This window comes from Parabacteroides sp. ZJ-118 (assembly GCF_011038785.1).
Taxonomy (GTDB): Bacteria; Bacteroidota; Bacteroidia; order Bacteroidales; family Tannerellaceae; genus Parabacteroides.
Window position 1 is genome coordinate 1 of the sequence record NZ_JAAKDT010000070.1, and the last position, 6123, is coordinate 6123.

5 protein-coding genes and 1 pseudogene are annotated in these 6123 nt (G+C 54.1%); all 6 read right to left on the bottom strand.

From position 1 onward, the window contains the following. Positions 1–248: 248 nt before the first annotated feature. A pseudogene (locus G7Y39_RS12865) lies at positions 249–1625 on the bottom strand (hypothetical protein); the annotation flags it as partial. A gap of 5 nt (positions 1626–1630) precedes the next feature. Further along, a complete protein-coding gene (locus tag G7Y39_RS12870; RefSeq protein WP_165157846.1) occupies positions 1631–4345 on the bottom strand; it encodes a helicase HerA domain-containing protein in 2715 nt (904 codons plus the stop codon). 97 nt (positions 4346–4442) lie between these two features. Then, entirely contained in the window at positions 4443–4739 is a 297-nt protein-coding gene (locus tag G7Y39_RS12875; RefSeq protein WP_165157847.1) for a DUF4133 domain-containing protein, read from the bottom strand. A gap of 12 nt (positions 4740–4751) precedes the next feature. Then, the gene (locus tag G7Y39_RS12880; RefSeq protein WP_165157848.1) at positions 4752–5111 is read right to left on the bottom strand and encodes a DUF4134 domain-containing protein; all 360 of its coding nucleotides are present in this window, start codon (positions 5109–5111) and stop codon (positions 4752–4754) included. Positions 5112–5178: 67 nt separating this feature from the next. Then, on the bottom strand, positions 5179–5508 hold the full coding sequence (locus G7Y39_RS12885) for a DUF4134 domain-containing protein (protein WP_165157849.1): 330 nt from the start codon (positions 5506–5508) through the stop codon (positions 5179–5181). After that, entirely contained in the window at positions 5508–5960 is a 453-nt protein-coding gene (locus G7Y39_RS12890; protein WP_165157850.1) for a hypothetical protein, read from the bottom strand. The genes G7Y39_RS12885 and G7Y39_RS12890 overlap by 1 nt, the downstream gene beginning before the upstream one ends. Positions 5961–6123 lie beyond the last annotated feature (163 nt).

Consider the following 6123-nt stretch of genomic DNA (forward strand, 5'->3'; position numbering starts at 1 on the left):
GACCCTCCGCCTTGTAGCGAATGTAAAAGTTTTCAAAATCTTCGTTGCTGTAATACATAATTTATCAAGATTAATGTTACAGCCGCGAATGTAGTCGGTTTTACTCAGGCTGTGCTTGGACGCTTACCCGCCTTGTAGCGAATGTAAAAGTTTTCAAAATCTTCGTTGCTGTAATACATAATTTATCAAGATTAATGTTACAGCCGCGAATGTAGTCGGTTTTACTCAGGCTGTGCTTGGACGCTTACGTAGACATAGCCCTCCTCGTTGTCGTTGAACTCCGACAGCCGGGCGTTCAGCTGCGCCTTGAACGTATTCAAGTCCATCGTGTAGGAGTCGAAAATATCCTCGTAGACGACTTCCTCCCGATTCCAACTCTTCGTAACATGAATTTCGCAGGCGTATGCTTTCTTCGTCTGCCTGTTGCCGCGGTTGATGATGTAGCCCGACATATACGAATTGAAAGTATATGTATAGCCGTCCTTGGAGGCGTTGAGCCGCTGCACGCGCGAGCGTGACCAGCCGGCATAAGCCTCCGAGTTGGAGAGCACCTGCTCGCGTTGCGTGCTGCTGGGATAGAAACTTGGGTCGGTCGTGTTGAACCGCACCCACTGACCGCCGCTGAGAATACTGTTGTCGTCGGTCGGAGGATAGTAGTCGCACAGCGGGACGCTCCCTTGGTCGCGACGGGCGATATACCACCGCTGTGTGTAGTATCTGCCGCTGACTTCGTCCAAATAGTCGGTCATCCACGCCGTAAGGTTGTAGTTGCTCAGATTGAACAGAGCGGCGACATTCTCCTCGCCGCCCACCATACCGACCAGCGCAGTGCCGATGTCGTTCTCCGCCTGCTCGAACAGCCCGCTGTAATGGTTGTACAAATCGGCTACGGCGCCGATCTTGCCGCTGAACAGGTCGTTGAATGAATTTCGCTGAAGCAGCGCATCGCCGATGTTGCTGATGCCTGCCGTTGCCAGACCCACGCCCATATTGTAGAGATTGTCGAGGTCGTCCTCCAAATTCTCGCGAGTAAAGTGTCCCGGCACGCTGGCGAGGTCGTCGATCATTTGCTGCCAGTCCACATCCCCGATTTGAGAGAGTTTCAGTAGCGACGCGATCTCCGGCTTGAACTCCAAAAAGGCGATATCCGAGAATGAAAGGGTGCTGTTCGTCACGACACTCTCGAACTGCATACACAGGCTCTTCGTGTCGTCGCACACCTTCATCAGATAGCTGCCCCAGTGGAGTGCCGTCTGCGGAGAGCGCAGCATCAGCTTCGCCACGATCCAGATCTTCGGGATGATCTTCTCCGCCACCATATGGTAGATGCGGCGATAGTAGTAGTTCTCCGTACTGCTCGACCAAATGCCCAAATCGGTCAGCGCCTTGCGCTCCAAGAACTTGGAGGCGAAGATGCCCGCCGTCGCCACCTCTGCTGCGTTGTAGTGCTTCAGAATCGCCTGCACCTGCTCGTTGGAGTAGGCTTCGGCGACGCTCTCCGTGCCGAATGCCGCCGCCATCGCCGCGACCGTCTTCGTGTCGATATTCACGCTGTAATACTGGGCGTGTGCGGTCTCGGCAAAGAGGGTCATTGCGGCAATGAGTATAGCAAGCAGTCGTTTCATTTCCGTTATTCCGATTTTTTTGCGGGGTTCAGATTAAGTACGTGTCCGGCGGCGTTCACCTTTTGGGCAAAGGGCAGCGACTTGCCGATGCCGCTGGCATCCCAGTCGCGGCAGTAGGCTTCGATAGCCTGCTGGTGGCTGCACCGCAGCTCCTGTTTGTAGAGTTTCAGCGCCTCTTTCTCGGCCCGCTCCGTCGTGTAGGTCATATAGCACTCGTGCGGCTCCTCGACGCCGTACACGCCGCTCATGGTGCCGCGGCGGATGAAGACCTCGCGGAAGAAGCTGCGGCCCTCCTTGTTCTCCAACCGGTTGATGGTGAAAATCTTCTTGCAGTCCACCTCCGTAAGTCCGAGAATCGCCTTGATGGTGTCGAAACGCTCACGAAACTTGCTCTGGTCGAGCAGCATCACCACATCGGAGTTGTTGATGATGGCCTCCTTGACGATCTCGCTGCCGATGATGTCCTGTATCTCCTGCGTAACCACGCCCACCAATGCCCAGAACTTGCGGGCGGTCTTGTACATGAACTTGATGTACTCGGCCATAAGCGGACTGGCAATGGCTTTCCACGCCTCCTCGATAACCAGCACCTTGCGGTTCTTCTTGATACGCATCTTCTGAAGAAATACGTCCATGATAATCAGCGTGACAAGAGGGAAAAGGAGAGGGTCGTCCTTGATAGAGTCGATTTCGAAAACGATGAAGGTCTCGTCGAAAAGCGAGCTGTCCATATTCTCGTTCAGTGTCGTGTCGTGGTTGCCGCCCCGGTAAAAATCCTTCATCATATAGCGGTAGGTCGAGATGTCGATGCCCGAAATGCTGTTCTCACTGCATATGTCGGGTATGCGCTGCACGGAGAATTCATAGAACGAGTTGAAAGACAACTCTTCCACTTTTAATTCGATGCGGCGGCGCTCTATCTCGTCGATGGTGCGCTCGATGCGCTCGGCACGCTCCGCCTCGCTCTCGTCCTGTTGTACGGCCCGGTTGCGGTCGTCGATCAGAATGCTCTTGCGCAAATCCTCGCGCTGCGGGGGCGTGAAGCCCTCGAAGCCGTTGAAGTAGGTGTCGTAATACTCCGTGATGACCTGTTCGATCAGGCGGTCTTCGGTCTTGGTGACCGTTCCCTGCGACCCCTTCCATATCAGCAGGACAAGGTTCTTCAGAAACCCAGTCTTCTCCACATTCAACTCCTCGCGGTTGATGCGGAAAGGATTCATCGTGATGGGGTGCTCCTCCGTATAGGAGATATACTTGCCGCCTAAATACTCGCACAGACCCTCGTAGGAGTTACCCGTATCGACCATCACCACATCCGTTCCCTGCTCGTGGAGCTGGCGCACCACGGAGTTCATGTGGAACGACTTGCCGGAGCCGGAGGGACCCAGACAGAAGAAGTTGCTGTTGTCCGTCAACTTGTGCCGGCCCTCCTTGCCCGTGATGTCGATTGCTACCGGCACGCCCTGGCGGTCGGTGTAGTAAATCTTCAGGGGCGTATCCTCGCTGTGCTGGATGCGCTCCTTGTACATCAGACAGGTGGCGGCATCGCCCAGCGTGAGGAAGCGGTCGTAGTCGGGATTCATTCCGTAGCAGTTGCCCGGAAACGAATTGACGAACATCTCCAACTGGTTGTAAGCCCGCTTCGAGATATGGATGCCCATACGGCTGAAAGCGTTCTCCAAATGGTTGGTACACTTTTGTATGTCCGTGTCGGCTGCGACGGCGACAACGAGATTGAAGTGCGTATAGACCAGCTGCTTGCTCTCGCGAGCAATGACCTCCTGCACGCACTTGATATCCTCGACAGCCATCTGGTTGCTTGGATTGGGAATGCTCGCGTGGCGGTTTTTCTTCTTGTCCAAAAGCGCCAGTTCGCGCTTTTGGTTCGGCAGAAAGATCATCTGGTTGTAGACGACCGTTTCCGCGCCGGGGATATTGTCGATTGCCGAGAGCAAGTCGACCGGCATATCCGTGTTGTTCACCTCGATATTCGTGTAGGGGCGGATAAGCGAGGGCAGGCTCACGCTGTCCACATCCACAAGGCTGTAGACCTTGCAGCGCCGGTCGCCCATAGAGACCGACTCCTCGTCGACCTTGAAGTTCGACATCGAGACCACCTTGTCGCGGAAGTTCATCGCAAAGAAGCGGTCGACATACTCCGACGCCTCACGCTTCGAGAGGAACCGTGCCGAAACGCCGGCATCGTGCATCTGGTCGTGAACCTTGCGGATCTTCACCAAAAACTCGCGCCACTTCTTGCTGTCATAGGAGAACAGGCGTCCCTTCCTGCACTCCTGCGTGATGGTCAGGTAACATACGCTGTCCGTGTAGTTGCGCCCGTTGAAGTAGCGGAAGTAGGCCGACGAGAGGAACTCGCGGCTGCCGCCGCCGTCATCGGCAAACTGCCTGCGGATGAAGATGTCCTGCTTGTGCAGGGCATAGCCTTCGCCTAACGTCTGCGCCAGAGCCGTGAACAGGCGGGCGAACTCATAGTAACTGTCGATGTCGGCGCAGTATTTCTGCACCGGATTCTCCATCTTCAGCACGGCGGAGTATTCGCCCGTTTTGGTGTAGATGACACCGATGCCGTTCACATCCTCGACCGAGAAGTAGATGTCCCGGAAGATGCGCTGTCGCTTGCCGCCCGTACCGAAAGCATAGACCGAAACCGCCATTCCGATACAGAGTGCGATGAAGAATAGGATGATGTACCGTGTCATTCGCTTTCAAAAAATGGGGCGGGTTTGCCTCGCAGGACAAACCCGCCCGCCGTTCAACATTCAATTAACCACACATTGTCTGAATGGTTTTCTGTGATTACACTCTCTTCGAACAGGCGTACACGAATACGCCGTGCTCGTTTTGCTTCGTGTGCAGCCCCTTCTTCTGCTTGATGAAGATGAGTGCCGCACCTGCGGACAGGGCTGCAACGAGGAGAATCAGCCCGGCAACGAAACCCAGCAGACAGTAGGCGACGATGAAGCCCGCAATGGCTCCGCCCGCCGTACCTGCCGCCCAGTAGATGTAGCGTCCCTGTATTCCCATGAATTCAAGGGGTCGCTGCAACCCCTTGAACACGGGATAGTCCTGATACCTTTCGTCCCTGTCTTTCATCACGCAGCCGATTTACGAGATACCGAAGAAGAGCGGCAGAGCCTGAGCAGCCGCGATGAGGAAGATACAAGCGCCGACGACCATCATGATCTTCTTCTTCACATCCTGCTCCTCGTTGTTCATGGCGATATAGACGCTGATGGCGCCCACAATGGCCACGACGCCCGCGATGGCGTAGCAGAGCTTCACCGCGACGGGGACATACTTGGCAATCTCATCGGCGACGGTCGACAGAGCCGTCGTGCCTGCCGAATAGTCGCCCGCCGTGTTCTGCGCCATAGCCGCCGTAGCACCGAGCAGCATGAAGCAGAGCATCTTCAGCTTCCCGGGAGATGCCAGCCCTTTCAAAAACTTTTTTGCTTTCTGAATCATCTGTTTTGCTTCTTTTTTCGTTAATACTTATGTTCGTTTTAACTCATGAGTTTCTTGTCTGCTCCGGCTATACCCGGTAGCCGAAGAATGCGGGGAAGACGATAGAGGCACCGATGATGAAGAGGCACGCACCGACAAGCGTTACGATCGACTTGGTGATGCCGTCCTCGCCCGTATTCATCTTGATGTATATCTGGAGTGCGGAGACGATGGCGAAAACAGCAGCGACGGCGTAGCAGATGTAGAGGACATAGAGCATCATCGTCACCACATAATCGTGCATGGTAGCAAGCGCATCCGCGCCCCAGCTGTAGTTCACACCGCCGCATTTCGCATAGGAGGAAAGCGGAAGGGCAAAACACAGTGCCGTCAATGTCGTTTTCAGTTTCTCTCTCATTACAGACAGTCTATTGCGGATGTCCATTTCAATGCGGGGCGGTTGCCCGAGATACCTTTGTTCATCAAGGCCATTCGCAACTCCTCGTGGTCGTAGGTGTCCGAGAAGCAGGGCTGCGTATCCTCCATTTCGGATTCAAACTGCGCCTTTCGTTTTGCAAAGGCGGCCTCCGAGTTTTTCTCTCTGTCGGCTTCGGACTCCTCGCCGTCGGCACTCTCATCGGGAGCGATGCTCGTCTCGAAGGACTCGTCGCCGATGCTGAATCCCGTCTCACTCTCGGCGACGCTGACGCTTGCCTCCTCCTGTTCGTCGTCGGACGATGCAACCTCGAAGGTCTCCTCGTCAGATTTCTTCTCGCCCGGCTTGCCATAGAGGTCGCGGACGATAGTGACTGCATAATAGATGATATATGCTACCGTCAGGCAGATTGCGAAAATCCAGAATGCTCTCATCTTTTCACGTATTATTAAAACATTAGTCAAACATATTAATACTTCGTTAAATTTTTATTCAATCCGTTGAAAATAAATGAGTTAGTTAACAAAGTTTAGCTCAATAAAATAGGTCAAGTAGCTGAATTTCAGTATCTTTAATGATATTCGACCACACATTAAA